The organism is Anoxybacter fermentans (genome assembly GCF_003991135.1).
Lineage (GTDB): Bacteria > Bacillota > Halanaerobiia > DY22613 > DY22613 > Anoxybacter > Anoxybacter fermentans.
In genome coordinates this window covers 1,778,761-1,804,513 of record NZ_CP016379.1, presented here as the reverse complement: position 1 = coordinate 1,804,513, position 25,753 = coordinate 1,778,761, and the positions used below count along the sequence as shown (strand labels likewise).

Here is a 25,753-nt window from a genome sequence, read left to right as displayed (position 1 = left end):
AACCAATTTTTACTATTATTAAGGTATTTAAATTTAAAAATTCAGAATTAATAATAAAATTAGTATTGACCAAATTATATTTTATATTATACACTAAAAGTGATATTAAATATAATAAAAAAGTTATAGAATAAAAAGGGGGTTGAGTAGGAGGAAGTTAAGAAGAACAATCATACTAAACTGTATACCAGAGTAGGTAGTGGTTTTGGCAGTCGAGAAGGGATAGAAGTTACAAAAAAGGAGGAGATTGATAATGGAAGATAAGAAGGGAGCATTTGAGTCACGCCTGGGATTTATTATGGCTGCAATTGGTTCAGCAGTAGGATTGGGTAATATCTGGCGTTTTAGTTATATAGCATATGAAAATGGTGGAGGAGCATTTCTCATTCCCTATTTTGTTGTATTACTGACAGTAGGAATTCCAATGTTAATTTTAGAGATTGGCTTTGGATTAAGACAGAGAGGTTCTGCAGCTTTATCTTTTGCACGTCTTGACCGTAAGTGGGAGTGGTTAGGTTGGTGGGCTCCCATTATTTCATTTTTGTTGATGACTTATTATACCGTTATTATCGGGTGGACACTTAATTATGTTGGATACTCTTTCTTCCAGAGTTGGGGTAATGACCCGGAAACATTCTTTTTTAATAATCATTTGGGTTTAACCTCAGGGGTCTGGGAGATTGGTAATATTCAAATTAATATTTTAATTACTGTATTTTTAGTATGGGCAGCTAACTTTATAATTATTTATAAAGGTGTTCAGGATGGTGTAGAGAAAGCAAGTAAAATTTTTATGCCTTTACTGTTCATTTTGATGGCAATTATAACTTTAAGGGGTTTGACTTTGCCTGGTGCAATGGCAGGTATAAATAAATATCTAACTCCGGATTTTTCCCGCCTGACAGATAGTAAAGTCTGGCTTGCTGCTTTTGGTCAGATTTTCTTTACTTTGAGTCTGGGCTTTGGAGTTATGATCACCTATGCCAGTTATTTGCCTAAAAAATCTGATGTTGTTAATAATGCTTTTATTACCGGTTTAGGTAATTGTGGTTTTAGTTTTATGGTTGGTATGGGAGTATTTGGTGTCCTGGGTTATATGGCCCATCAGACAGGAGTTCCAGTTGATGAGGTAATTACCCAGAGTATTGGTCTGGCATTTGTGGCTTTCCCTAAGGCTATCAGTATGCTTCCAGCTTTTCAGACTCTATTTAGCTTAATCTTCTTTTTGGCATTATTTATTGCAGGTCTTTCTTCCAGTATATCTTTAGTAGAAGCAGTAGTGGCCAATTTGATGGATAAGTTTAATATAGAACGAAATAAAGCGGTTATTCTGGTATGTGGAATCGGTTTTTTGGGCAGTGTTATTTATACTACAGGTGCAGGACTCTACTTTTTGGATATCATTGATCATTTCAATATGCAATTTGGAGCAGCCCTTGTGGGAGTAGTAGAATGTCTCGTTATTGCCTGGATTTTTAAAGCTAGCCGTTTGCGGGAGTGGATGAATCCTATTTCTGATTTTAGTATTGGTAAGTGGTGGGATGTATTGGTTCAGTACTTCATTCCACTTACTTTAGGATTTTCAGTTATTAAATCGGCAATCGATGAGTTTATTAAGCCATATGGCGGTTATCCAATTTCTGCTTTAAGCATGGGTTGGATTGCAGCTGTAGTGCTGATAATTCTGGCTGTATGGTTTGCAAAGATGAACTGGGCCAATGAACGCCTCTTAAATCAGGAGGTGAAGTAAATGAATCCGGGTGCAATTGCGATGTTAATCTTTGGCTGTAGTGTTCTGTATGGCGGTCTGGCATTTTGTTTATATAAGGCGATGAGTAAGCGCAAATAAATAATTAAACTGCAAAAAGTTAATTTTGAGCATCATAGAAATTTTTCGTTAGACCATCTTAGTGAGATTGAGGGAGAAATAAGGCCTCATCTGAGGATTGATGAGCTACTCAAGGGTCATAAGAACCCATTGATTAGTGTGTCTTATTTCGACTGAAATCGAACTTTAGATGGTTCGAAAAATTTCTTTATGAAGCGAAAAATTAGCTTTTTGCAGTAAAATCATAAATTATTTTGGGTTTTCTGAGGCTGTTGACGAAGTTAAGAAGGTCAACAGCCTTTTTTAAAAATGTTAAAAAATCATTCCCTCTACTTGACAAAAATTTCATCTGATAGTATCATAATATAAAATCGAATAAATCCTAAAAGCTATGAATGAGAGGAGTAGACCAATGGAACACTACAGAGAGGGAGATCCATGGGCTGGAAGATCTCCTGTGGGAAGTTGGTCGAAGGTCGCTCAGGAGCTGCCAGGTTGAAATTTATAGTAGATCTGGCCGGTGTGTTGCCGTTATCTTAAATGAGTGCTGTGCTATAGGAGAAGTGTATATATGGCACAGAATAAAGGTGGTACCGCGGAAGATAAGTTCTCTTTCGTCCTTTAGTAAAATAAAGGATAAAGAGAACTTTTTTATTGTTCAGGAAATTTGCTTTTTGCTGGATGTGGATAATATTTTGTAATAATATAAACTGCACAAAGCTAATTTTGAGCTTTATTGAAATTTTTCGTTAAACTATCTTAGTGAGATTGAGGGAGAAATAAAGCTTCATTTGAGGATTGATGAGCTAATCAAGGGCCAGGAGAGCCCTTTGATTAGGGAGACTTATTTCGACTGAGATCGAAATTTAGATGGTTCGAAAAATTTCACTGTGAAGTGAAAAATTAGCTTTGTGCAATGCCCGAAGGGCATTTTGTTCTTTGTTAGTATGGGAGTGATATTGAAAAAGGAGGGATAATTTTGAAAGAGTATACTTTAAAAGATAGCTGTAAGTGCATCATTGAGTAGCCCACTGTAGGTGATGCAGCAGAGCTTTATAAAATATGTGAACTGGGTTGCAGGTGATACAGATAATTTGAGCTTTGGTGGTGGAAAATTTAAGAGAAAGCCATGTTTATTGAAGCCCAACGTAAAAATGAAACCAGTCTTTTTCTCGTGGCGCGGGTAGATGGAAAGATTGTTGATAGTTTAGGTTTTCAGGGAAATTTAAGAAAGCATATACGTCATAGTGCCAGTTTTAAGATTTCTGTTTTAAAAGACTACTGGGGATTAGGAATCGGTACCTTTTTATTGAATATGCAAAGAAAGTTGGAATAACCAAAATTAATTTAAAAGTCCGCGCCGATAATAATAGAGCTATTTCTCTTTATATTATAAAAAATTTGGATTTGAAGAAGAAGACAGAGAACGGCGGAGAATGCGAATTAATGATGAGTAATTTTAGATTGAAGATTTAAATATTTTTTGGGAGGTAGATAAAAGATGGTAAGAGAACTTAGTAAAACCTATGATCCGGCTCAAGTAGAAGAAAAATGGTATCAATACTGGATGGAAAAGGGTTTTTTTAGAGCAGAGGTAGATCATACCCGTAAGCCTTATACTATTATGATGCCGCCCCCCAATATCACTGGTCAGCTCCATATGGGCCATGCATTAGATAATACCCTTCAGGATATTTTAATCAGATGGCGGAGGATGCAGGGTTATAGTGCACTCTGGTTGCCAGGTACTGACCATGCAAGTATTGCTACAGAAGTAAAAGTTGTAGAGCATATCAAAGAAACAGAAGGTGTAACCAAAGAGGAACTTGGCCGGGAAGAGTTTTTGAAACGGGCCTGGGCCTGGAAAGAGGAGTATGGTGGGAGGATTACCAATCAGCTGAAAAAATTAGGTTCTTCCTGTGACTGGAGCAGAGAAAGATTTACTATGGATGAAGGCTGTAGTAGAGCTGTAAGGGAAGTGTTTGTCCGTCTTTATGAAAAGGGTCTTATCTATCAAGGTGATTATATTGTTAACTGGTGCCCGGAATGTAAGACTACTCTTTCTGATGTAGAGGTTGAACATGAAGAGAAGGAAGGTAAATTATGGCATATACGTTATCCTGTAAAAGGTAGTGATGATGAATATGTGGTTGTAGCTACTACCCGTCCTGAAACCATGTTGGGTGATACTGCTGTAGCAGTTCATCCAGATGATGAGCGTTATAAGCACCTTATTGGTAAAACTCTGATCCTGCCGATTATGGAACGGGAGATTCCGGTAGTTGCAGATGAGCATGTAGATAAAGAATTTGGTACCGGTTGTGTAAAAGTTACTCCAGCCCATGATCCTAATGATTTTGAAATTGGACTCCGACACAACTTACCTCAGATTAAAGTTATAGATGATGATGCTACAATGACTGAAGAGGCTGGTAAATACTACGGTATGGACCGTTATGAATGTCGGCAGGAACTGGTAAAAGAACTGGAAGCTCTAGGTTATCTGGTAAAAGTAGAAGATCATACCCATTCGGTAGGTCACTGCTACCGCTGTGGTACTGTTATTGAACCATTGGTTTCTAAACAGTGGTTTGTTAAGATGAAGCCATTGGCTGAGCCTGCTATCAAGGCAGTTAAGGAAGGAAAAACCCGGTTTGTTCCTGAGCGGTTTACCAAAATCTATTTGAACTGGATGGAAAATATCCGTGACTGGTGTATTTCCCGACAGCTCTGGTGGGGTCACCGGATTCCTGTCTGGTATTGCCAGGATTGTGGTGAGGTAATTGTTAGCCGTGAAGATCCTGCTCAGTGTACTAAATGTAACTCTACTAACTTAAAACAGGATGAAGATGTTTTGGATACCTGGTTCAGTTCTGCTCTCTGGCCATTCTCTACTTTAGGCTGGCCGGATAAGACTGAAGATCTGGAATATTTTTACCCAACTGATGTATTGGTTACCGGTCGGGATATTATTTTCTTCTGGGTTGCCCGGATGATCTTCTCCGCTATTGCTCAGACTGGTGAGACTCCATTCCATACAGTTGTTATCCACGGTCTGGTCCGGGATGCTGAAGGACGGAAGATGAGTAAGTCTCTGGGCAATGGTGTTGACCCATTAGAGATAATTGAAAAGTTTGGTGCTGATACTTTGCGCTTTACTCTGATTACCGGTAATGCTCCGGGTAATGATATGCGTTGGCGTCAGGAAAAGGTAGAGGCCAGTCGGAATTTTGCCAATAAGATCTGGAATGCTTCTAGATTTGTATTGATGAACTTAGGTGATGAAGACTTTAGTGATTTGAATTTAGATGAATTGAAACTAGAGCTTGCAGATAGATGGATTATAAGCCGTCTGAATCGGACTATTGCTGAGGTAAATTCCAATCTGGAGAAGTATCTTTTTGGAGAAGCTGCTGCTGCCCTTTACGATTATATCTGGAGCGAGTTTTGTGACTGGTATATTGAGCTGATTAAACCAAGACTTTATCAAGATGAAGATCCGGTGGCAAAAAAGACTGCACTCTATGTGGTAACCACTGTTCTTGAGAAGACTTTGCGGTTGCTCCATCCGTTTATGCCATTTATAACTGAAGAGATCTGGCAAGCACTGCCACATGAAGGTGAAAGTATAATGGTTGTTGATTGGCCTGAAGTTAATGAGGATGAGTTGAGTGATGAGGCTGAAAATGATATGACAGTTGTAATGGATGTTATCCGTTCCATCCGTAATATAAGGAGTGAGATGAAGGTTAATCCAGGTAAGAAGATTAAAGCAATCCTCCATCCGATGGATGAAAACCGTATGGAGATTGTTAAGAAGGGTGCAGATTATATAGCAGATCTGGCCCGGGTTGAAGATTTAAAGATTGTAGCTGAGCTTGCAGAAAAGCCTGCTAAATCTTCCACTACTGTAGTAAATGGAGTAGAGGTTATCCTGCCTCTGGCTGATATGATTGATCTGGATAAAGAGATTGAGCGTTTAGAGAAGGAGATTGAAAAGACAGTAAGTGAGATTGAGCGGGCCAGGAATAAGTTAAGCAATGAAGGTTTTGTTAACAAAGCTCCAAAACATTTAGTGGAAGCTGAACGGGAGAAAGTTGAAAAGTACACTGCTCAGCTTAAGGCTCTTGAAGAAAGATTGGCTGAGTTGAAGGCATAAAAATCATTAATTCGGAGAAGGAGGCAGGGAAATTAATTTACCTGCCTCCTTTTATACCCCCACAAAGCCATTTTTATTTTAAATTTGGATTTTAATTGTAGGATTTTTTTATTTCATCACGAATAGCTAATAAAATTGATGTAACCAATCTAATGTTTAAGCATGAAAATTAAAGGAGTTGATGCACAATGGAACTGAGCAGTATTCAGTTAAAAAAGGAGATTCGTTCATTTTGTTTATTCAGTTTTCTTTTTTACATGTCATATACCGTCCTTGCTTATCGGAATGTATTTTTTCATGAGGTTATAGGGATGCCAGGGTCGGAGATTGGAATTATTAATTCTGTTGGGAAATTAGTAGTTTTTTTGACATTACCCCTCTGGGGGCTTTTTGCTGATTTAAAGAAAGCAGAAAAAGGGATACTTCAGATTGCCCTTTTGGGGTCAGTGGTAATGTTTTCACTTTTGGGATTAATAGATAATTTTTTGCTTATTGGAATTATATATGGGATATTTTATTTTTTTCAGGGCCCAATTGTTCCTGTTACTGATAGTATTATTCTGGGAACTTTAAAGGAGAAGGGACAACAGTATGGTAGAATTCGTCTCTTTGGTTCTGTTGGATATTTGCTGGCTGTAGCTTTTGTTGGACAAATTCTTCATCAGTTTGGCATGGAGAAGATGTTTTATATCTATGCTTTGATTTTATTTGCTACCTGGTTAGTTACATTTTCTTTTCCAGCAAGTGGGCAGTTATTTCGTACACCTAAATTGGCTGATTTAAAGTTATTAGTACGGAATCGACAGTTATTGTACTTTTTGATCTTTAGTTTTTTAATTCATTTGACTTTGATGACCCACTTGACATTTTTCCCTGTCTTTTTTAATCAATTGGCAGACGGGAGGACAGGTCTTTTGGGTCTGGCCCTGGCTTTGGGAAGTTTGTCCGAGATTCCGATTTTTTATGGGTTTGATAAGTTTATAAAAAGATTTAATTACATTCATTCTTTTATACTGGGGGCGATTATCTATGGAGTGAGATGGTATTTACAGGCAAGGGTGACATCAGTTATGGCATTATTATTGGTACAGGGGCTGCATGGACTGTCTTTTGGACTGATTACTGTGGCCAGTGTAACATTTGTGAATCAAATTGTGGTAGAAGAGTTTCGTACTACAGGCCAGACTTTACTGCAGACGGTAAATACCAGTATAAGTGCTATTATTGGTAATTTAATAGGAGGTTTTTTATTTGAGATAGGTGGGGCACCTCTGTTATTTAATACTCTGGCAATGATTTCTGTGGTTGCACTGATTTTTTTAGTGGTGTGTGTTAGAAATAAGGGGATTGTAGATTTAAATTAAATTATCAAAGTGGTGATAATATGCGAAATTAGTTAGATGGGTAATATATCTTATTGAAAGGTTTTTGAAGCATGGCTTAAAAATTTTATATTTTTATGTGGGAGACAGGTTTATTTCCTGTCTTTCTTTTTATCGAAAAAATGATTTAACTGCAAAAAGTTAATTTTGAGCGCTATAGAAATTTTGCGTTTAACCATCTTATTTCGACTAAAATTGAACTTTAGATGGTTCGAAAAATTACTTTTGAAGCGAAAAATTGGCTTTTTGCAGTTAAATCAAAAATTGATTTTTGTCTTCAATATTGAAGGAATTATTATCTAAAATATATAAATATTCATTTAAATCCAGATTTTATAATCTTAAAAATACTTGAAAGGTGTGGGAAAATCATATGCAAAAAGACCTTCATCATGCCGGGACGTATGTTTTATGTCGGATTGCCGGGATGAAGAGTAAATATGCAAAGATTGTGGCTTATGCTGCACAACAGGTTGATGATGCCACACATGGGCATGCTTTAAAGTTTGAAAATGGTGGACTTTTTAAACAGACAATGACAGCCCACAAAGCCCTTTCTCCATTAAATCTGGATGTAAGTGATGCTCTGGAGGTCTGGATTCCCTTTCATTTTTTGCCCAGGGGAAAATCTATGAAAAACCCAGATGGGTTAATAACTGGCCCTGATTCAAAGGTTTTAAAATTGTTGTTAGAGGATATTGAAAAATCGTCCCATTCACCTCTGGCTCTGTATAGATTGGGAATCGGGTTACACTGTTATGCTGATACATTTACACATCAGGATTTTAAAGGATTTTGTGACAAACATAATGATATTACTTTGGTATCAGCAGTTGATAAAAGAGGGATATGGGAATCGTTGAAGATGTTTTTTATTAACAATTTTACAAATTTTGTTCCCATTGGTCACGTTCAGGCCCTGGCTAATCCGGACATACCCAATGCAATCTGGTCTTATTGCAGAGAAGATGGAGTGATAATAGAAGTGAATAATTTGCGGGAACGTTTTATCCCAGCTCTGGAGAGTATGTACTGCTTTTTGTATTATTATTTGCAAAGAAATACCCAATTTAAGGCCAATGTAGCTTTAAAAAGTTTTAGATTTTATAGTGAGAGGTTAATTGAAGTGCTTAAATTTGAGGGAAATGTGGAAGAAAGGCATAAGAATTGGTTGGATAAAATTCATCAAAATTATTTTGAGTTTGAGGATTTTGATGAAATTGATAAAACACTATCATATGATCCGCGGGAGTGGTTCAGAGAAGCAGTAGAAGCAGTCAAGGTAAAGAACTTGTTAAAGAAATTGGAGTATCGAGCGTATAATTATTATTTGTTTAGGAAAAAAGAAAATTTTTATAATTCAAACTGGGTTAGATTTATGCGGGCAGCAGCAGAGCATAAGTTTGTGGTAGTTAATGATATTCTTCCTAAATGTGGAGTAAATGTGGGGTAGTAAAGAGTTTATGATTGTTAGTTTTAAGGAAAAAGAGATTGTCAGAAAGGTTAATTGAGTTGGAATTGGGGGTATATGGTGATGTTATTTTTAACTGATAGTTAATTTTAATAGATATTTTGTTTTTTTATAGAAAAAAGAAGGAATCACAATGGAAATTGACGAATAACAAATTATTATTTTCTAAAAAATAATAATTAATATTGGAAATGAGGGTATTGGAAAAAATATGGTTAAATGTAGGATTTTTATCTTGTCAAACACATATTACAAAGATAGGAAGAAAAAATATTAAATTATTTTAAAATTAAGATAACTAATGGCTGTGCTGAGGGTATCAATAACAGGATTAAATTGATTAAATGGCTTGAATATGATGTTCTAAATGTTATGAATTTAAGGAGAAGAGTATTTAATACAATGTTAAATTATTAAATTTAAATGTTTATTCCAAAATCAATTCACCAATCAAATCAACAGAGCCAACTTATCTCCCATAACATTTGACGGCGAGGAAAATATTTATTAATCTAGAGATGGAAATAAAATCCATATTTATTAAACATAACTAATATTGTATAGAACCAAGAAATAAAGGTAGAAAAATTTAAATAATAGAGAATAAAGGATTAAAAACAAGATAACATAAGATAGATCAATTTAATGAAAAAAAATCGATTTTGAAATATATGAATAAATATGGTATTATAACAATAAAATTAAAGAACCAAACAAAATATAACTATTTTGAATGTAATTATTAAGATAAACTTAAAGGTTACATGGTTGGTACATTATTTAAGGAATCTGCCAAGGTTAAAAAGCTTCGTCCTGTTACATACTCTACCTTTTTGCTTCGTAGTTTAGCTTTTGTAAGGTTTATTGAAACTTAGAGACTTGTTTAATGATCCATCTGATGAGTTGTGTCCAGTTTTCAATTATTTATTTGACCGGTGGAGTCTGTAATCTGCAAAGGTGGTTTAATGCTAAATAAGTAGTTGAAATACAACTGATAAAGTATTGCATGAGAGATAGCACCTTCGAAAGAACTGAAACTTTCATGTCGTTTATAATGTGATTTATAAGTTCCAAAGAAACGTTCTACTATGTTTTTGAGCTTTTAACTTTGATATAGGTTTCTTCGATAGCAACAATGCCGGATAAAGGTAGTTTTGGATTCAAAGGTATAATTTAACAACTAATAAAACTGTCCATTTTTGAATGATCTTTTTCGAGAGAGAAACTTGCCATGTTAATTTGATAGCCTGTACAGTTTGTTGTAAAGAGAGACTTAATCTGATGTAGAAATCAATAGCTTTATAGATAAAAGTTACGTAATGGCTAATCTTTATAAACAGGTTTTACGAGAGGTAATGGATCATCCAGGTTGTTTAATTTAGAGTGGTAGTCATCAATTTAGTTAGGTGATTTAGAATCAATACGGAAATATTATGAGAGAACTGAAAAGAAATGAAGAAGACTACTACCTACTACTCCAGGGGGAGGGATTCCTTCTTTTTCAGGAAAATCCCGACTCTACAGGGAAAAATCAAGCTTTTCCCCCTTGAAAAAGGGGGAAATTTGACGGAACTCTGCCAATGAAAGGAGGTGAAAAATATGATTTCCTTGAACAAAGGTTGGAAAATGGAGAAAAACCTGAGAGCAGCATGTTGTATCAAGCCAGTAATCACTATTGCAATGAATAATGATGAGGAAGAGTAAATTAAAAAGTCATAGAGATAGGTTTTTTTAAACCTATCTCTATGCAATTTTAAGGAGGGGTGAAATGATGTTTGTTCCGAAAAAAATTATATATAAGAAAAGTTTTGATGGGAATTATTTAGTAATTAACTCAACTACAGGTATGATTGATATTATGGAAGAAGAACTTGTAAAAGTATTAAGAGAGTGTGATGAGGAAAAACTTTCTCAATTGGATTCTACGTTATTAAAAAAACTGGAAGATAGAGGATATATCTTCCCAAGTGAAGAGGCTTACAAAAAATTATATAGGGACATTTATGAAAAATTTGCAAGCCAAAAACAGCCGAAAATATTTGCTATTTGTCCTACATATTCTTGTAATTTAAAGTGTACTTATTGTTATGAAGAAGATGTTATAGATAAAAAAAGCGATTTAAAAATGTCAACAGAAATGATAGATAAAGTTTTTGAGGCAATTAATGAAATATCTAATTCTCCCAAATATGTGGAAAGTAGTGAAAATGTTTTTTATTTATATGGCGGAGAGCCATTAATGCCTGAAAATAAATATTTAGTGGAGTACATTTTTGAAAAGATGAAACAAATAGATAAAAAAATAGAGATATTAACTAATGGAACTACTATAAAAAAGTATATTGATTTATTTGAAAAATATCGTGATCAACTATTTCAAATACAAATATCTCTGGATGGTATAGAAGAAGTACATGATTATCGAAGACCATTCAAAAATGGAAAAGGTACATTTAAAGAAATAGTAGAAAATGTAGAGCTTTTATTATCAAAAAACTTTAAAGTGGTATTACGAGTAAATGTAGATGAAGAAAATTTAGATTTAAGGACAGTATATGATTTTATTAAAGATATGGGTTGGAAAAATAATATTAACTTTATGTCAATATTTAGCAGAGTTATGTGTCCTAAAACTTTCAAACATAAGGTATCAGAAAATAAATTTTTAAAAGAAGTAAATGAAATATTTAAGTATGATAATTCTGCAAAAACCACATATATGGTACGGGATATAAAGTTATTGGCTCATATTAGTACAGTCCTCGAGTCTGGAAAATTAGATATGAATGTTCCTCCATTATTTAACTATTGTGATTCTACAGATGGAAGATATTTTGCATTTTGCCCAGATGGTAAAATTTATCCGTGTGATCAAAGTGTTGGAATTGATGAATTGGCTATTGGTACTTTTACTGATGGTTTACAAATTGATTTTGAGAAATATTTAAAATGGAGAAATAGGAAAACTATTAATATGGAAAAATGTCGAAATTGTGAGATTGAATTATTCTGTGGTGGAGGGTGTGCATTAGCTTCATGGGTAGCAAATAACGATATTTATCAGCCTTCATGTGAAGGATATAAAGAAACTATAAATGAGTATTTAGAAGATCTAATTGAGAGAAGAATGATATAATTTTTTACTAATGGTAGCATCAAATAAGACGTGAAGTTTCTGGGAAAATAGAAATAGTTAGTAGATTAGGGCCATCTTATTGGGTAGGATACAAAATTTCATGATTTAGAGGAGGGTGTAATGATGAAGTTAGCAATTGTAGTTCCGCCGGTATCTCCGACAATGATGGATACAAATGAATATCTGGGAGCGGGGTTAATTCATGCGGTATTAAGTGAGAAGGGATATAATGTTGATTTATATGATTTTTGTAATAATTATGAACCTATTGATTCTTGTGTAGAAAAACTTAAAAAATATGATTGGATTGGAATTACTGCTCCTTTTGTAAAAGAATTAGTAGTAGCAATAGATTTAGCTCAGAGATTAAAAAGTCAGGGTTATTCAGGCCATATAACAATTGGAGGGTCAGCTGCTACATTAAATGCAGAAAAAGTTTTAAAAAATTTTAAGGAGATTGATTCTATAGCTATTGGTGAGGCTACAAATTCTATAGTAGAGTTTATGTCAAATTTAAATGATAATGAAAAATTACTAAGGACTGCTTCTTTTTATTTTAACTCTTCTGATAAAATAATAAAGAATGAACCTACAGGAGAAATAGTTGATTTAGATAAGGAGCCATTTATAGAACCCAGGCTTGATGGGCCAATTGCAACAATTGTTACATCCAGAGGTTGCCCATTTAATTGTAGTTATTGTACTATTCATGGTTTTACAAAGCTTGCTAAACAGCCGCGTTGGAAAGCAAAAAGTCCAGAAAGGGTAGTTTACGAAATCGAAAGATATAATAAAGAGTATGGTAAAAAATATTTTCTTTTTGCTGATGATAACTTTTTTGGCAGTTGTCCGAAAGGTGAAAAAAGGGCATTGGAAATTGCAGATTTACTTATGCAAAAAAATTTAGATATTTATTTTTCCATTGAAGCTAGAGTTACTGATATAAAAATGCCGATTATAAGAGCTTTAAAAGGTGCAGGTTTATATAATGTTCGTTTAGGTGTGGAGACAGGTGTTCAACGAATGTTGGATACCTGGAACAAAAGAACAACCGTTGAACAAAATTTGAAGGCGATAAAGATGTTAACAGATATGGGAATTAAAACACACGTTAATTTTATATTATTTGATCCCTGGACTACATTAGAGGAAATGTATGAAAACTTACGCTTTATCAAAGAGGAGAAAATTTATACTTTGACTGATACATCCCATTTATTATATTCTAACCATTTAGGTATTATTGGAGGAACAAAATTAGCTGAACGTATCGATGAATTGGAAGTTATTCCTTGGAACTTTCCGAAAATGACATCTCATCAATATAAGATATTAGAAAAATTAGATGCGATTTATGATTATAAAATGAAAGATCCAAGAATGGAAAAGTTTCGACATATCCATTATAAGTGGATTGAAATTTTAAATAAGAAAAGAAATTACATGCAAAAAGAGTTAAGAGCTAATTATGAGAAACAAAATCCATATGTAGTACGTTTAGAAAAATGGTTAGAAAATGTAAGAGAATTGGAATTAAATATATTTGAATATGTTCTTTATAATGTTACTAAATTAACTGAAAAACAAATTATGCAGGAAATCGAAAAACATATGGAAGAGTTTGATAAAACCACATTAGGAATGAATTTTAAAAAATTTAAAGAATTAAAAGAGGTGTATAGATGAACAAGATTTTATTGATAATATCTTTTATCGGATTTTGCACACCATTTTATTATATTAGAAAAATATTTAAACAAAATAATCATCTGCTAAAGAATGGCAATATAAAAATTATAAATTATAAAGCCACTAAGCTATCGTTATTTCATATAGCTGTTTTATTTATAGTTATCTATCTAGCATCAATATTACAATTTATCTCTAATGGCAATATTTATATTAACACATTAATTTCATTAATGTTGATGTATTTTACTATATTAATATTTAAACAAAATGATGTAATATATCATTCTAGAAATGATGATCTTTTACTTACATTAATGGCACTATGGTTTGCCAGTATTGAAGAAGAAATTAGATTTCGTATTTTACCTTATTTGTTTGTAGTAATTTTAATGAATTTTAACGTATTAAATAACCTGGTTTTCAGTATAGTTTATGTAATTTTTACTTCAATTTTATTTGGAATCCATCACAAAAATTCTAGTCTAGTTCATGTAGTATTAATGACATTTTTTGGAGCTATACTTGGGATTATTATTTTAGAACACGGTGTTTTTTCTTCCATTTGTATACATTCAGCTTATAATTTTATTTGCCTACCTGGGCAATACAAAATTAAAATCTCACATTAGATACGATAACCAGCCTGCTATTGAATAATTTATATTGTATTTTTTAACTAAATATATTATAATTTAAATGAATAACATTTATTTTAGGTGGTGTGGTAAAAATGAAGAAAAAGATAGTTGAAAGGATGGAATTTTTAAGAAGAAACAAGTCATTCACATTATTATGGAGTTCTCAAGCATTATCCAGATTTGCTGATGCTTTAGAAACCATTGCATTAATATACATAGTTTTAGAATTAACTGGTTCTGCACTAGCGATGGGAACTATAATGGTTATTAACATGCTTCCTAATTTGCTTTTTACTCCTATAGCAGGTGTATTAGTTGATCGATATTCACGAAAAACGATAATGATTATAGCTGAATTTGCACGTGGATGTATTATGTTATGGGTATCTATTGCATTGTTTTTTGATATTTTAACAATTTTTCAACTATATGTAATGGCTTTTCTGGTTTCAATTTTTGAAACCTTTTTTACAACTGCTAATACAGCAACTTTACCAAATCTTTTGAAAGAAGAAGATAGAATTTTTGGTTATTCACTGGTGAATGGGACACAAAGTTTGGTTCAAATTCTCGGAATGTCTCTTGTAGGAGTAATGTTAGTATTGATAGATTTTTACGGGATATTTTTATTTGATGCAATTACATTTTTTGTCTCTGGATTTGCAATTCTTATGATGACTATACCACAGGAAAAGCTTGTAGAATTAGAAACAAAACAAAAAAGAGGAATTTTAAAAGATTTTACTCGTGGACTTGCATATTTAAAAACAAAAACAATCTTTATTCTTATTATGGTTGTAGCAGCATGTATTAATATGATTTTAACACCTATGGAGGTTATTGTACTTTATTCAGTTACAAATATATATAAAATTAGTGAATCGCATATAGGTATTGCATTGTCTATGATTCTAATAGGGAATTTGATAGGTAATATTATTTATCCAAAAGTTAGTCAATTTCTTTCCAAGAAACAAATATTGATTTATGGAATTATTTGTATAGGCCTGGGTTTCGGTTTAGGAGGGATAATAGTAAATTTTTATGCCCTTTCAATTGGTATATTTGTTATGTCACTGGCAATTGGATTGGCTAGTGTAGGTATTGGGTTATTGTTTGCGGAAAATATTGAGGATGAATATCGTGGAAGAGCTGCATCAGTATTAAACTTTTTTATGTTGATAGGTGGGCCTTTAGGTGCAAGTTTAATAGGATGGTTAATTGATTTATTTGGTGTGTTATGGATTTTAAAAGTTGGTGCATTAATAATTATTGGAGTGTCGATTGTTCTGATAAATTTCTGGCCTAAGGAAGAATCCATAAATTTAACTGAAGCTACTAAATAGGAATTAGGTGGTATTATGCTATCGAATGAGGATTCTAAAGGGCTAATATATGTAATGACATCTCAAGGTGGGGAGTACGCGGATTTATTCATTGAAAATACGAACGTAAAAGTTCTACATTTAAATAATGGTAATTTAGTTCATGTAGAAGATAGAGTAGTTAATGGAATAGGATATCGGTTAATAAAAAATGGGATAACTCATTATGCATTTACTAACAAATTTGAAAAGGATCATTTACGAAAAATTGCTTATGATATAGCATTAGTAGGATCTTTCCATAGTGAACCTATAGCAGCTGATTTTGGTTCTATTAACCAACAGGACCATTTAGAACAGGATTTTGATTTTATATCATTAAAAAAAAGAATAGATTGCTTAAAGAAATTAGATAAGTTAATTAGAGATTATTATCAAATGGGTTCAATATCTTTGATTATAAAATTTGAAGAAAAAGAAAAAAATATAAAAATAGTAAACTGTGAGGATAAAGTAATAAGAGACCAACGGAATGGTATTTTTATAATCGTCGAGGCAACAAGTTCAAATCAAGGAAGAAATTATAAGACCAAAGTTCGTAGAGCATTTAAAAATTTTACAAATTTAAATAATGAAAGAGTTTTAAAGAATTTAGCATTAGCAGTTGTAAACAGGCTAACTTATGTTATTAAGGGGGTTACATGTCCACAGGTAGAAATGCCAGTGGTAATTGGTGGTGAAGGAGGAGTTTTAATACACGAGGCCTGTGGACATGCCTTGGAAGCTGATTTAATACAGATGGGATATAAGGTTTTTCATAATAAATTAGGAGAAAAAGTTGCTTCAGATTTAGTTACTATAATTGATGATGGTACATTGGAAGGAAGTATAATATCAAGTAATTATGATGATGAAGGTACAAAAACTAGAAAGAATGTTTTAATAAAAAAAGGTATTTTACAGAAATATTTAACATGTCGTCAAACGGCAAAAAATTTGGATATGAGTCTCACAGGGAATGGTAGAAGAGAGAATTTTCAATATTTGCCTACCCCTCGAATGACAAATACTTATCTTCAACCAAACCCGGATATATCTCCGGAAGAAATCATACAATCTGTTAAAGAAGGTATTTATATTAGTGCATTAGGAACTGGTAATGTGAATGGGATGACTGGTGATTTCTCTTTTGAAGTTATAGAAGCTTTTTTGATTGTAGATGGCAAGATATTTGTTCCATTAAAAAACATGGTTATAGTAGGTAATTCTAAAGATATTTTACAAAAGATTGATATGGTGGGCAATGATTTGAATTTTACGTATGGAATATGTAACAAATTTGATAGGGTATTGGTTAGTGCAGGAATTCCAACTTTACGGATTAGTAAAATAAAAGTAGGTGGTTGGAAATAGGATGAATGTAGATAAAATGAAGAAAGTACTTGCAAGTCTTAAAGAGTTTCCTTTAGATTATGCACAAATATATGTTATGGAGGAAAGAGGAACATATTTACAGTTTAAAAAAAATAAACTTAATTTTATCCAAATTCCTAATAACTGTGGAATATTTATTACAGTGGTAAATAAAGGTAAATTAGGTTATAGTTTTTCTTTTAATTTTGAATTTGAAAATGTTAATCACTTAGTAAGAAAAGCTATTTTTAATTCTGAACTTTTAAATCTATCAGTTGATATTTCTTGTTTTGAAAAAAATCGATTTGATAAGATTGATTTTTTACCCGAGATTTATGACTCTGGAATAGAAGATTTGTCTTTGAATGATAAAATTTCTTATATGTATGATTTAATTGATTGGGTAAAAACCCAAAATAATTTAGTCAATTTTCCACAATTAGTATATGTTGATAAAATAAAGTCTATCCAAATTTTTGATATATATCAATTTGTGGGTTCTTATCAGAAGAGTATAATTGATATGGGGGGGTTTTAAAGCTTAACACAAATTCTTTAAATTGGAGAATAAGTAAAGTTTATATTGAAGATTTAAATTACAGAGAATATTTGAGAAACCAATTGCAGATGTTAACAGATTTTAATCTCCCTGAGGTCAAATTAAAGGATAAAAAAATGTCATTAATTTTACCTCCTAATTTAAGTGCAGAAATACTCCAAAAGTTTAGTCCCATTTTTTTTGGTGATAGGATTAGTGAAGGTATGTCTATTTTAAAAGATCGATTTAAGGAAAAAATTGGATCTAATAAACTAACTATAATTGATGATGGGATGCTTCACAGGGGGTTAGCTTCTATTCCTTTTGATGATGAAGGATTTTCATCCCAAAAAACTATAGTAATAGAAAAAGGTATATTTAAAAATGCTTTACATAATGTATTTTCTGCATATAAATTAGAATCAAAATCGACAGGAAATGGATTTAAAGTAGATTTTAGTAAATTGCCTAAAGTTACCCCTACTAATTTATATATTAAACCGCAAAATCTTTCTCAAAAAGATATAATTGAGTCAGTTGAAGAAGGGTTATATATTGTAAAGCTTTTCAATACAGATCCAATATATCAGAGTTCAGGGTCTTACTCTGTAAGTGCAACTGCTTTATATATTAAAAATGGGCAATTTAAAGGTTTTGTACCACGGATTGTTTTTTGGGGAAAAATCTTGGATTATTTTAAACAAATTGATTTAATAGGAAATGATTTGGAATTTTTCTTAGTAGGGAGAAGTGATAAGGGTTTTGGTTCTCCTACTATCAGAGTAAACAATATTAATATAACAAATTACTAAAATCGAAAAAAGTAAACTTTATTTGTAAGAAAATTCTGATTAATAATTAAATTATGAAGGATAAGTGTGTATAAAAGACCGTAGGGATAAGCTCTTTATTTTTTTAATATTATATATAAAGATTTGTAATATATAGACGTTTCAAAACGATTTCATAATTGAATTTTTAGACACTTAATATAATGAGTATAAAGATTAATTGATTAGTTGAAATGGAAATATTAGTTTGTTTTACTTGAAATTGCACGTTTAAAATGATATAATTATAAAAAAATAATCAAAAATTAATTATATAAATAAAATATAAAAAATACCAAAATATAACCTAAATTGGAAAAACATTAGTTGCACTATGGTTGAATTTGATCTATGAATATATAATAAACAATATTTGTTAAATAATTAGAAAACGGGGTGAAAAAAATGATTTTTGAAAATTTTATTGCAACTGTACTAAAGGAGATATTCAAACTTTTTGATTTTGAATATAATGGTAAGAAGGTGAGAATTGATGAAGTTGAGATAAAGTTAACTCCTAAAACCAATGTGATTAAAAATGATGACAGAAAGCATTTTTATTACGGAGTTTATAATTTATCAGAGCCCCGTTTAAGATTTATTGATCATTTTTTAAAACAATATCTTCCTTTTATAACTTTTAAATATAAAGGTGTTGAACAGGTAGTTAATGGGTATCGTTTAAAAAATCTTTCTAAATGGTCTTTTTATGAAGTAGAAAGTTTTTTTTCTAATTTAGGATCTCCATCTAGTTATTGTAATTGTGATTGTGAAATTTGTTATGAGAAAAAAAATCCTTTGCCTTATGCTCAAAAGAATCGGATTTTAAGTCTTGAGGAAGCTAAAACCAGACTAAAGTATTATGATCAGAAAAAAAAGACCGGACTTCCTTCAGCAATTTTTGTTTATGGTGAACCATTTCTAAATCCAAATCTTTTAGAAATTTTCTCAATGGTAAAGGATTTAAATGAAGATATAGATTATTTGACTACCAATGCGTCATTTCTTACCGAAGAAATTATCAAGGAATTATCAAAATACAAAAAAGTTAGTCTGGTCGTTTCTATTAATAGTCTGGATCCAACGACAAGGCAAAGAACTATGAATGATTCTAAAAAGGATGGTACAAAGAATGCGCTAAAGAGCCTTTCATTACTTAAAAAGTATCAAGTTTCCTATTCTGTAAGTATTGTAGGTTGGGTTTCAGTGGATTTGGCAAATATAGAAAGAACAATTTTGGAATTAGAGCAATATGAGCCTGTACTGGTTAGAGTATGTTTGCCTGGGTACAATAAATATAACAATCCCGGGTGTACTAATTTAATGTATGACAGATGGGATGATTTGGTTGATTTAGTGGCGAAATTAAAGCCAAAAGTTTCTTTTCCACTTACCTGCTTACCTGCTTTATATGGAGCTTCTACTACTATAGAGCCAATAATTGATGGAGTTTATAAGTATTCTCCAGCTTATGAATCCGGTCTTAAAGTTAATGATCTAGTTGTTGCTATGGATGAAAACCCAATATATTTAAAGTCACAGCTTATTTCTAAACTTAGACAGGCATATGAAAATGGAGCAGAAAAGGTCACTTTAACAATTCAGAGAGAAAATAAGCAATTTGATGTGGTACTTAAAAAGAAAGAAAATGTAAAAAATATATATTCACCATTTACCTGGGGATTGTTTTTGAACCAGACTATTAAAATTAGTTACATAGATAAATTAAAAAGAGCTATTGAAAAACATTCGGCAAAAAATATAATTCTTTTTACTTCTGAAATAATAGCTCCTTTTGTTCAACAAATTATTAATAGTGTAGATTTTTACACTCAGTTTTTTGCTAAATGCAATCTTATTTATATGATCTGTCCTCACTACTATTGGGGGGGGAATATTATAATTAATGACTTACATATGGTATCTGATTTTAAAATACAGTTGGAAAAAATGTTACAAAATCAACAGATAGATTTAATTGTTATTCCATCATCTGTTTTTGATGAATGGCGAATGGATCTTTGTGGTTCGAGTGTTTATGAATTAAGTAAATTTAGAATACCTATAGAAATTATTGAATGTGAAACAATTTATGTTTAACTAATTTCAAAAAATCTTTCATAAACAATCTGAGAAAGGAGGTGCAATCTATGAAGAAACTTTATTTAAGTGAAGCTGAATTACGTAATTTGATCAATGATGAAGAAAAAGTAACAGTACAAAGAAAGTTTTCGGGAGCGCCATTTATTGGAACTATAACTACTGATTAGTAAAAATCTTTGGATAAAAATTTTTGTAGATTACTTAGATCAAGTTGGTTTACAACTTGATCTAAGTAACTTTTTTGATGTCCAAGAAATTATACTTTTTGCAGGTTGTAGATAACATTTGATATAGATAATATATGATAAACTGCAAAAAGCTAATTTTTCGCTCAAAAAAATAAAGTTCAATTTCAAAGACTTGATTAGTTCATTACCTCCTGTGATGAGGCCTAACTTCAATTTTACTAAGATAGTTAAACGAAAAATTTCTATGTTGCTGAAAATTAGCTTTTCGCATTAAAATAAGTTAAAGACCTCAGTAAAGTACCGAAGGGCATTTTGTTCTATAATTTATAGTTTTCTGGTTGTTGTGGAGTTGTTGAAGGATAATAGAGGTAGAGTTGGCTAAGACAAAGTACACTCAAAGGGTTAATTCAAATTTAATATAATTTTAAAAATTATGGAGGTTTTGCTATGGAACGGCACGGAGTTAAACAGGTTGATAATAAAATTAATAATTTGGACGAAAATGGTGATTTTATTTTTCGTTTTAGAATTGAAACAGAAGAAATTGATACTTTACAAGGGAAACCTTTTGAAGAATTATTTAAAAATACAATTCATGAAATGTTGAAATATATAGTATTTTTTAAAGATAATGAAAAAGTAGAAATAACAGGATTTGCCTTTTGTAATAATCCAGAAGTAATATATAGTATCTATGATGATGAATAAGAAAATAAGGGGGTTATTTATGCCATATTTTGATCCCAGTGAAGTTCATATTATAGAAAGAAATGACTTAAATATACTTTTTTTAAAAAAGAATTTAAAATTTTATCAAATATCTGAGGAAACTAAAGATAAAATTAAAGCAGTAATTCAAAAACAGGAACCAATTATTGATAATTCACCACTTACAGAAATAGAATTATTCCAGGATGGTAAAAATTTAAATATTCTTTTACTTAATGTTGCTAATGATTGTAACCTACGCTGTAGTTATTGTTATAATAAACATGGGACATATGGAGAGTCAGCTGATTTGATGAGTGAAGAAATTGCAATTAAGGCCATAGATTTGGTTTTTCAACATTTTGATAAAGTTCATAATATTCAATTTTTTGGTGGAGAACCTTTACTGAATACAAAAATCATTCGATTAGTATGTGAATATGTGACAGAAAAAGTGAAAAACATGTCTGGTATGATGCCCCGATTTGGTTTAAATACTAATGGAACTATTCTAAATGATTCAATTATTGAATTGATTAAAAAGTATAAAATTGTGGTAAGTGTAAGTTTAGATGGAAATAAAGAAATTCATGATTTGTCTAGAGTAGATTTGGCAGGTAAGGGGACCTATCATAGAGTAATAAATAATATCGCAAAAATACAAGAGACGACTGGAATGCTAAACTGTATTGAAGTTACTTATAATATAAATCATGTAAAAAAAGGAGTAAAAGTTTTTGATATTATTGATGATTTTCGTAACAATTTAAAATTACAGACTCAGGTGCATATTAGCCCGGTTGCCGTAGATTGTACTAAGTATCCTCTGGTATATGAAGATTGGCAATCATTTGTAGAATTGATTAAAAGGGAGTTTAAAAAGTTGAGAGCGGGCCAGGAACCGTTTTTGACTGTTGCAATGAACTTGTATTTACGTCGATTATTGAACCAGGAAAGTCATAAACTCTTTTGTCTGGCAGGATTTAGCAAGTTAGCCGTCAATTCTTCTGGGAATATTTACCCCTGCAATGGTCTTGCATGTCAGGAGAATATGAAAATTGCACACGTGGATGATTCACCGCATGATTTTGCAAAAAAATTGGCTCAAAAACAGAAATATTTGGCTTCATTGCGCAAAACAACGTTTTTTAAGGACTGTCGTACATGTTGGATATATAATGTATGTACGTATTGTATGATTTATTTACTTCGTGATGGAGTTCTCGATTTAACACAATTAAATTCACAAATTTGCATGTATAATCGAATGATAGTCGAAGAATTGGTAGTTCAATTGACTATCTGTAAACAAAACAAGACACATTGGGATTTATTAAAAAAATATATAGAAAAGTAAATAGTGATTAGATAAGTAAATTAATGAAGTTGAAATATTTTCAGAAAAATTATCCTTTATTCATTAAAGGAGATAAAGGGATAAATTAATTTCTGGTTTATTTAGCTTGCTTATTACTATGTTTTTTTCCATAAAACCGCAGATAAAACCTCTCCTCTCACTCTGGGATAATTCTCTTTCTTTTTTCCTGGAAATTTCATCTTCCCTTATCCCGAGTTCGACAGTAAATAGGTATATTTAGACTTGTTTTTGAGTAAGGATCCTGATATATCAACTTTGATACCACCTCCAGTTATTTTGAAGTTCAACCAGGTGAGGTACCCGAAAAGGATAAAAGGCCTGATTTAGTCAAGATGGTTGTAGGTTTAGCTGTTACTAGAGATGGTATTCCAATTAAAAGCTGGGTCTGGCCTGGTAATAATTCTGATATGTCTGTTATTCAGGAAGTTAAAGATGACCTGATAGGCTGGAAATTAGGTCGAGTCATCTCAGTTATGGACTGTGGGTTTGCTTCAGGTGAAAATAAACGCTATTTACAGAGAGCAGGCGGCCATTACATAATGGGAGAAAAACTTCGCTCCAGCAAGAAAGAAGTAAAAGAAGCCCTGGCCCGTTCAGGACGTTATCAAAAGATTAAAGATAACCTTGAGATAAAAGAAATCATAGTTGGTGATGGTGAAGCAAGAAAGCGTTATGTTTTAGCCTATAATCCTTTAGAAGCCAAAAGGCAGAAAGAACAAAGAGAACAGATTATCAAAGAAATAGAAAGCCAGTTAAAGTCTTTAAGACAATTATCCGGTAAAGCACATACTAAAGCTATGTGTAACTTGAGGTCTCATCCTACTTATGGCAAGTATATCAGGCAATTGAAAGGCGGTCGCTTAAAGCTTAACAGAATGAAAGTCAGGGAAGAAGAAAAATATGACGGCAAATATCTAATTACCACATCAGATGATACCCTTTCAGCTGAAGATGTAGCTTTAGGGTATAAACAGCTTGTAGAGATAGAAGACTCATTTAGGAAACTAAAAAATGACTTAGAGATAAGGCCGGTATATCATCGATTAGAAGAAAGAATCAGAGCCCATGTATTACTATCATGGTTAGCTTTATTATTAGTTAGGGTTGCAGAAAATGCTACAAAGATGACCTGGAGAAATCTTCGCTATGAATTAGATAAGATCAAAATAGGAAAATTTATTTTTAATTCTGGAGAGGTATATCAATGTACGGAATTAACCAAGGAACAGCTTAAGATCCTTGAAATGATGGGAATCAAGAAGCCTTCAGGGTATCCAAAAATTGAGCCAAAATCATAGGTACAGCTTTAAAAAGGAGTCAAACCTTTATGGATGTTGTAATAACGGCTTTCATTAGATATTTTTTTACCTATGAGCTGTCGAACTCGGGTACAAGACAGCAATATTTTCACGGTAATATAATTAATAACCACCGATCAATTATTGGTGGTTTTTTCTTGTTATGTTCTATAAACTTTTGTATATAATTAATAGTGTTTGGTGGGGATTAATTTGGAGATTGTAGTTTCACATCAATTGACAGATTTTGATTCATCACCGGTGAGGACTGTTTCTCCTAATACTGCTATTAGAAGAATTTTAAATCGGGGTTGTGGTAGCAGATTCAAGGTATTATTAACAGAAGCTGAAGAAGGCATAAGCCTATAAATCATTTTATATGAATCTACATCAGGTTTATCTTCATATTGGTGCTTAACTCTTTTAATGTGAGAGTTAAGATATTTAAGGTTATTTTTGGTGTTATAAGCTTCACATACCAGAGGTATAAAAGATAAGACTAGAAGCTAAATCTTTATCAAGTTTTTTGCAAATGAGTTCAGTAATATCTACAAGATTATGAAAGAAAAGTTCTAATTGATCAGTAAATTTTTTCTTAATCCTGGTGAACTGGGACTGATCAGGAACTTTCTTTAATCCAAAAACTTTCTTAAGTGATAATACTGTAGTTAATAAACTAATGGTAAAGATATTAAGAATTTTTATGTATTTTACAAATACCTGAGTTTATTAATTTTATTGCGGGGTGATATTTTATGGATATATGGATAATATTAATAGTATTTCTTATAATTTACTCTATTATAAAAAAAGATCTATTTCTTACTATTTTAGCATTAGTTTTTATTTTAGCTTACTTTGTTATATTTAAACTAATATTTTTCAAATGAAGTAGTGTATAATATTTTGTGTAAATTACTTTGTGAGATCTTACATAAATAAAAAAGGTAATCCTCTTTGAAAGGTTAAAGTAATTGTTTGCCAAACAAAAATCTCAACTTAAAGGAGGATTCCACTTATGAATAGTATACTTCAAAAGTTATTGGCAATTTAGATAGTTTATTAACTGATTTGATTAAAGAATTTATTCAAAAACTCCTCAAGGCTGAACTGACTGAGTTTTTAAATTATGAAAAATATGACCCTAAAGGTAAAAACTCAGGTAATAGTCGCAATGGTTATTATACTCGCAGCTTTAAAACTAAATATGGTAATATTCAGGATTTAAAGGTGCCACGGGATCGAAATGGTGAATTTAAAACTGTTCTTTTTGAGCCTTATCAGCGTTGTGATAATTGGTTAGAAAAAATGATCATCAACATGTATGCCAAAGGTCTCAGTACCAGAGATATTGCTGAAACTATTGAAAAAATGTACGGTACCAAATATAGCGCATCCTCTGTCAGCAATTTAACAGATGTTGCTTTAGAAGAACTGAATAAATGGCATCAACGTAAATTCAAAAGACGTTATAACGTTCTATACACTGATGGTATGAGTGTAAAGTTGCGTCGTGAGTATGTTGACAATGAATCTGTATATGTGATCATTGGCATCGATGAAGAAGGTTATAGAGAGATTCTTGATTTCTATATAGACCCTCATGATGCTTTGCATCACCATCTGAACGAGTATTTTGCGTAGTAAATAAGTCTTGATATATCAA

At 31.9% G+C, this 25,753-nt stretch carries 18 protein-coding genes, 2 pseudogenes and 1 other annotated feature; all 20 genes and pseudogenes read left to right on the top strand.

Annotated elements, in window-relative coordinates:
- Window positions 1-253 precede the first annotated feature (253 nt).
- Window positions 254-1,750 (top strand): sodium-dependent transporter, encoded by a 1,497-nt coding sequence (locus BBF96_RS08225; protein WP_127016692.1) that lies wholly within the window; start codon window positions 254-256, stop codon window positions 1,748-1,750.
- Window positions 1,751-1,849, top strand: coding sequence for a MetS family NSS transporter small subunit (locus tag BBF96_RS08220; protein WP_127016691.1), 99 nt, complete (start codon window positions 1,751-1,753; stop codon window positions 1,847-1,849).
- Between the two features lie 361 nt (window positions 1,850-2,210).
- Window positions 2,211-2,453 (top strand) — a binding site (T-box leader).
- Between the two features lie 504 nt (window positions 2,454-2,957).
- Window positions 2,958-3,164 (top strand): GNAT family N-acetyltransferase, encoded by a 207-nt coding sequence (locus BBF96_RS08215; protein ID WP_127016690.1) that lies wholly within the window; start codon window positions 2,958-2,960, stop codon window positions 3,162-3,164.
- A gap of 165 nt (window positions 3,165-3,329) precedes the next feature.
- A complete protein-coding gene (locus BBF96_RS08210) occupies window positions 3,330-5,987 on the top strand; it encodes a valine--tRNA ligase (protein ID WP_127016689.1) in 2,658 nt (885 codons plus the stop codon).
- A 188-nt stretch (window positions 5,988-6,175) separates the two neighbouring features.
- Complete coding sequence (locus tag BBF96_RS08205) at window positions 6,176-7,351, top strand: MFS transporter (protein WP_127016688.1); 1,176 nt, start codon at window positions 6,176-6,178, stop codon at window positions 7,349-7,351.
- A gap of 391 nt (window positions 7,352-7,742) precedes the next feature.
- A complete protein-coding gene (locus BBF96_RS08200; protein WP_127016687.1) occupies window positions 7,743-8,822 on the top strand; it encodes a DUF6765 family protein in 1,080 nt (359 codons plus the stop codon).
- A gap of 288 nt (window positions 8,823-9,110) precedes the next feature.
- Complete coding sequence (locus BBF96_RS17415) at window positions 9,111-9,257, top strand: transposase (protein WP_127018225.1); 147 nt, start codon at window positions 9,111-9,113, stop codon at window positions 9,255-9,257.
- Window positions 9,258-10,611: 1,354 nt separating this feature from the next.
- Entirely contained in the window at window positions 10,612-11,976 is a 1,365-nt protein-coding gene (locus BBF96_RS08190) for a radical SAM/SPASM domain-containing protein (protein WP_164730968.1), read from the top strand.
- Window positions 11,977-12,099: 123 nt separating this feature from the next.
- Window positions 12,100-13,662: a B12-binding domain-containing radical SAM protein gene (locus BBF96_RS08185; protein WP_164730967.1), complete on the top strand. Its 1,563-nt coding sequence runs from the start codon at window positions 12,100-12,102 to the stop codon at window positions 13,660-13,662.
- Window positions 13,659-14,297: a CPBP family intramembrane glutamic endopeptidase gene (locus BBF96_RS08180; RefSeq protein ID WP_127016684.1), complete on the top strand. Its 639-nt coding sequence runs from the start codon at window positions 13,659-13,661 to the stop codon at window positions 14,295-14,297. The genes BBF96_RS08185 and BBF96_RS08180 overlap by 4 nt, the downstream gene beginning before the upstream one ends.
- 101 nt (window positions 14,298-14,398) lie before the next feature.
- Window positions 14,399-15,652, top strand: coding sequence for an MFS transporter (locus tag BBF96_RS08175; RefSeq protein ID WP_127016683.1), 1,254 nt, complete (start codon window positions 14,399-14,401; stop codon window positions 15,650-15,652).
- Between the two features lie 15 nt (window positions 15,653-15,667).
- Window positions 15,668-17,044, top strand: a complete 1,377-nt coding sequence (locus tag BBF96_RS08170) for a TldD/PmbA family protein (protein ID WP_127016682.1) — start codon at window positions 15,668-15,670, stop codon at window positions 17,042-17,044.
- Window position 17,045: 1 nt separating this feature from the next.
- Complete coding sequence (locus BBF96_RS08165) at window positions 17,046-17,582, top strand: PmbA/TldA family metallopeptidase (protein ID WP_127016681.1); 537 nt, start codon at window positions 17,046-17,048, stop codon at window positions 17,580-17,582.
- 89 nt (window positions 17,583-17,671) lie between these two features.
- The gene (locus BBF96_RS08160; protein ID WP_127016680.1) at window positions 17,672-18,394 is read left to right on the top strand and encodes a metallopeptidase TldD-related protein; all 723 of its coding nucleotides are present in this window, start codon (window positions 17,672-17,674) and stop codon (window positions 18,392-18,394) included.
- A gap of 423 nt (window positions 18,395-18,817) precedes the next feature.
- Complete coding sequence (locus tag BBF96_RS08155; protein WP_164730965.1) at window positions 18,818-20,512, top strand: radical SAM protein; 1,695 nt, start codon at window positions 18,818-18,820, stop codon at window positions 20,510-20,512.
- A gap of 638 nt (window positions 20,513-21,150) precedes the next feature.
- Window positions 21,151-21,411, top strand: coding sequence for a hypothetical protein (locus BBF96_RS08150; protein ID WP_127016678.1), 261 nt, complete (start codon window positions 21,151-21,153; stop codon window positions 21,409-21,411).
- Window positions 21,412-21,430: 19 nt separating this feature from the next.
- A complete protein-coding gene (locus tag BBF96_RS08145; RefSeq protein WP_164730964.1) occupies window positions 21,431-22,768 on the top strand; it encodes a radical SAM/SPASM domain-containing protein in 1,338 nt (445 codons plus the stop codon).
- 275 nt (window positions 22,769-23,043) lie between these two features.
- A pseudogene (locus BBF96_RS08140) lies at window positions 23,044-24,087 on the top strand (IS1634 family transposase); the annotation flags it as partial.
- 213 nt (window positions 24,088-24,300) lie between these two features.
- Complete coding sequence (locus BBF96_RS16400) at window positions 24,301-24,456, top strand: hypothetical protein (protein ID WP_164730963.1); 156 nt, start codon at window positions 24,301-24,303, stop codon at window positions 24,454-24,456.
- 649 nt (window positions 24,457-25,105) lie between these two features.
- Window positions 25,106-25,683 (top strand): annotated as a pseudogene (locus BBF96_RS08135) (IS256 family transposase); the annotation flags it as partial.
- Window positions 25,684-25,753 lie beyond the last annotated feature (70 nt).